This is a genomic window from Roseibium sp. (assembly GCF_025698965.1).
Classification (GTDB): Bacteria; Pseudomonadota; Alphaproteobacteria; order Rhizobiales; family Stappiaceae; genus Roseibium.
Genome location: NZ_JAILWL010000548.1, coordinates 1 through 4,033 on the forward strand (window position 1 = coordinate 1; position 4,033 = coordinate 4,033).

Genomic DNA, 4,033 nt, shown 5'->3' on the forward strand with positions numbered 1-4,033 from the left:
TCAGCCAGGTCAGCTCCCTGTCAGTGTGCGGAACCGGGTCCCAGCGATATTGACCGAGCGAAACAACATCGTCACACACGTTCGGCGCGCTCTTCCAAAAGGGAAGATCGATTTTCTCGAAGCGGTGCGTGTGCTTGACCGACGGGCGTATCCGATAGCACCAGGTCCGTTCGTTCTGGTGGCTTGGCGCCGTGAACGCTGTTCCGGACAATTGTTCGCCGTAAAGACCGTAGGCGCATTTTTGCGGACTGTTCATGCCCTGCGGCAGCGAGCCCGGCAGAGCCTCGGTTTCAAAATCGTTTCCAAACCCCGGCATATATTCGAGGTCGGATGAATTGCGACCGCTGTTTTGGGCAGTTCGGGTGTCTTCCGTTCTCTGATCCATGACGTCCTCCGGCTTCAGAGATGAATTTAGTTGCATATGTAACCAAATTTCTTTCCCGGTTCAAGCGGCATCCTCAAAGAGTTTTGCCTCTCCCCCCACCTCCATCCCTGGAATTGAAAGAAAATGCAACCGTAGGCTTTGCTTTGCTTGATACAGGCAATATCCGATCAAACGCACAATCGGAGCCCTGCATTTCTCTTAGAATTCGAATTTTCTTCGCCTCGAGTGGTGCCTTTATAACTAGCTTTCTAACACTCGTTTTCGCGGCCACCTTCATGGCGCAGGACACGTCCCAAAAATCCGGCGAGGATCTCATCTGAAAAACGGCAGATGCCCTTGCTCTGGATGCGGGAAAGACGGCCGCCTGACCGTTTCAAGAAGTTGATTCCGAAAGCCCGCGCATCTCTTTGCGCGGGCTTGCTATTTTGCCATTGCTCTGATCGGTAACACTCGTCCACTTGCCCTGTCGCGACAAGAAGACTTGATCAAACGCGACAATTATACTAAAAAGAACAAAATAGGAACATTTGAGGTCACCGATGCAATTTGCTCACCCTGCCTGTGCGCACAACGCTGTCGCGTTGTCTTCGTCTGCCCCGTTTCTGGGGTCTCGCTCACCCACTGACGTGACACCTGAAGAGGTGCGCATGATGATGACCTATTTGCGCAAGGCCCGGGATCGGGCAATCCAGATCCGTGAACGCTCACCGGCAGGAAGCTATATGGAAAATGTGCTGTGTCGAACCATTGACGGGATAACGTTGGAATTGTCCCAGCTGGATTATCTGCTGGCACGCAAACCGATCGACCCCGTCAATACAGGCACAGCAAGCAATCGGATGCGGCCTGCAATCTGACTTATATCGCCGCAAAAATTGGGTGAACTTCACCAATAACGGTTCCCGATTTTGTTCGATTTTACCGGAGTATCTGGTACTCCGGCCATAAGCTGTTTCAATTCAAAGGGATTCCTCATGAGTGTTCACGCTGGTTCTTGTTTATGCGGCACAGTCAAATTCGAAATCAAAGGCGAATTTGAAAGCTTCTTTCTATGTCACTGCAAACATTGCCAGAAGGACACCGGTTCCGCACATGCGGCCAACCTGTTTTCTACCAGTGCACAGCTTAGCTGGTTGGCTGGAGAAGACTTTGCGACGGCTTTCAATTTGCCTGAAACACGTCACAAAAAGAGCTTCTGCGCGAAATGCGGTTCAGCCGTACCCAACCTTCAAATGGACGGAAAGCTGCTGGTTGTTCCGGCAGGCAGCCTCGACACCGCGCCTGACCTTCGGCCCAATGGACATATCTTTACGGCGAGCAGAGCTGATTGGGACAACAATCTTCAGGACCTGCCTGCATTCGAAAAATTTCCGGGTTGACCGGTTAAAAAGCTCCCGCAGCGCTCAGGCGGCGGCCTCGTCACCGGGAGCCGTCTGCCAGCCGAGATCGGTCAGTGTGACGATGCGGTTGCCGCGCAGGTCCGTCGCGCACACCAGGAAACCGCGTTCTTCCATATGGCTCAGCAACCATCGTGCCCGGCCCGGTGACCGGGTTCCGTAAGCAGTGGCAATCTCGATATTGCCCGGACACGGCGCTTTGGCCAGCGCGGCCTTGGCAAGCAACAGATAGACGCCGCGCATGTCGTCCGGCAATTCCGCAGCTATCAGTTCCGCCTGTGCCCAGGCGCCGTCATCGACCTCTCCCTTTTCAACCCCGGCACGGGCCACGGAAAGTTTCTCGCGGAAGGTCTGGAGATCAGGCGTGCCACCGGCAAGTTTCGCGATCCGGCAGCGGACCTGAAAATCCTGATAAAGCGTTGCGATCGGTTGGAAGGCGGCTTCCTCGTCTTCCAGGATACCGGCGATAATCTCCGAGATCTTTTCTTCCCGTTCTCCGAAGTCCAGAAGGCTTTCTGCCTGGGGAGTTGCGTCTTCACTGGCCTGTTCTGCACTCGTGAGCTGATCCAGAACGTCACCGGTCGACGCGACCGGTTCCACAAAGCGCTGGCGCACCGGCGGAGCTTCCCCTTCCCCCGGGGTGAAGATCAGATCCTTGGCCTCGGCCTTTGGCTGATCGGGCAAAGGCATAAGCTTCGGACTGCCGCCTCGCCCCATGGTTTCAACAGGCCCGATCTTAACCGGCACCGGTCTGCGCGACATCGCCGGACCCAATGCGATAAAATGTCCGCGATCCAGGTTGCGGAAACTCTCGGCCTGGCGGCGCTCCATGCCGAGCAGGTCCGCGGCCCTTGCCATATCGATGTCGAGAAACGTACGGCCCATCAGGAAGTTCGAGGCTTCCGCGGCAACGTTTTTTGCGAGTTTTGCCAGGCGCTGTGTCGCGATAATCCCGGCAAGCCCCCTCTTTCGACCTCGGCACATCAGGTTGGTCATGGCGCCCAGAGAACGGCGACGGGCTTCTTCGGTGACCTCCCCTGCAGCAGCCGGTGCAAAGAGCTGGGCTTCATCCACGATCACCAGCATCGGATACCAGAGATCACGATCGGCGTCGAAGAGGCCGTCAAGAAAAGCGGCGGCGGCCTTCATCTGACGATCGGCGTCGAGACCTTCCAGATTAAGAACGACGGACACGCGGTGCTGGCGCACCCGGCCTGCAATCATCTGCAGGTCCTTTTCGGTGCCGACCGCATCGACCACAACGTGACCGAATTTGTCCGCAAGCGAAACAAAGTCACCTTCAGGATCGATGATCGCCTGTTGCACCCAGGTGGCGGACTGTTCCAGAAGGCGCCGCAAAAGGTGAGATTTACCGGATCCGGAGTTGCCCTGAACCAATAGGCGTGTCGCCAGAAGCTCTTCCAAGTCGAGCCCTGCACGTGCACCGCCAGTCATTTCCCCGATATCAATCTGAACCGTCATACAATCACTTCAAAAGCGCTCTAATTCAGCCCAAGAATGCTCTCACCGGGCTTGCGGCAACTCCGTCATTAGAATTCGTGCAGTGCGGTAGTCAGCATGATTCCACACGACTTGCAAAGGCGGGCGCGTCATAAACACGGGTTTTCCCAGAATTCCACCGTTTCCCCCTCAAGAGGATAAACGGTAACTTTCAATTCATGACGTGCCCCTTCAAATACGCGTCCTATAATCCATTTTAATTGGAGACAAGCCATCAAGAGGGAGAGACTTGATGAAAATCCACGCCGATCTGACCGAACGCGCCGTCGTCGACAGTGCGACCCTCGAATGGGTGCCTTCACCGATGGCAGGTGTCGAAAGGCGCATGCTGGAACGGGACGGAGACGAAGTTGCCCGGGCAACCAGCCTCGTGCGATATGCGCCCGGCTCGGCATTTTCAGCGCATACGCATGACATGGGCGAGGAATTTCTGGTTCTGGATGGTGTCTTTTCCGACGAGAGCGGAGATTTTCCGAAGGGCATGTATGTCCGCAATCCTCCAGGTTCCAGCCATGTACCTTCCAGCGAGCCTGGCGCCGTCATCCTGGTGAAGCTGCGCCAGATGCAATCGAACGACGACGCTTTCATCCGCGTCAACACGCTCGACCCTGCCGGATGGCAAGCCGGACGACAGGGCGAGCATATATTACCGCTGTTCATCCGGTCGGATGAGGAAGTCGTGATGCTGGACTGGGAACGCGGCTCAAGTTTCGAGGAACAGGAATTTCCC

Annotated in this window: 5 protein-coding genes; 3 read left to right on the forward strand and 2 right to left on the reverse strand. The window is 55.8% G+C overall.

Translation table 11 applies throughout. The annotated features are described in order from the left end of the window. Positions 1 to 385 (reverse strand): homogentisate 1,2-dioxygenase (locus K5905_RS29130; protein WP_297591010.1); only part of this gene is annotated, 385 nt, incomplete at its 3' end. 539 nt (positions 386 to 924) lie between these two features. Here K5905_RS29130 and K5905_RS29135 point away from each other — a divergent pair. After that, positions 925 to 1,242 carry a hypothetical protein gene (locus K5905_RS29135; RefSeq protein ID WP_297591012.1) on the forward strand — a complete coding sequence of 106 codons (318 nt, stop codon included), beginning with the start codon at positions 925 to 927 and terminating at the stop codon, positions 1,240 to 1,242. Positions 1,243 to 1,359: 117 nt separating this feature from the next. After that, complete coding sequence (locus tag K5905_RS29140; protein ID WP_297591014.1) at positions 1,360 to 1,764, forward strand: GFA family protein; 405 nt, start codon at positions 1,360 to 1,362, stop codon at positions 1,762 to 1,764. Positions 1,765 to 1,788: 24 nt separating this feature from the next. Here the strand turns inward: K5905_RS29140 and K5905_RS29145 are convergent, their stop codons facing one another. Beyond that, positions 1,789 to 3,264 (reverse strand): ATP-binding protein, encoded by a 1,476-nt coding sequence (locus K5905_RS29145; protein WP_297591015.1) that lies wholly within the window; start codon positions 3,262 to 3,264, stop codon positions 1,789 to 1,791. A gap of 271 nt (positions 3,265 to 3,535) precedes the next feature. Here K5905_RS29145 and K5905_RS29150 point away from each other — a divergent pair. Next, the coding region (locus K5905_RS29150) for a cupin domain-containing protein (RefSeq protein WP_297591017.1) at positions 3,536 to 4,033 on the forward strand (498 nt) is incomplete at its 3' end.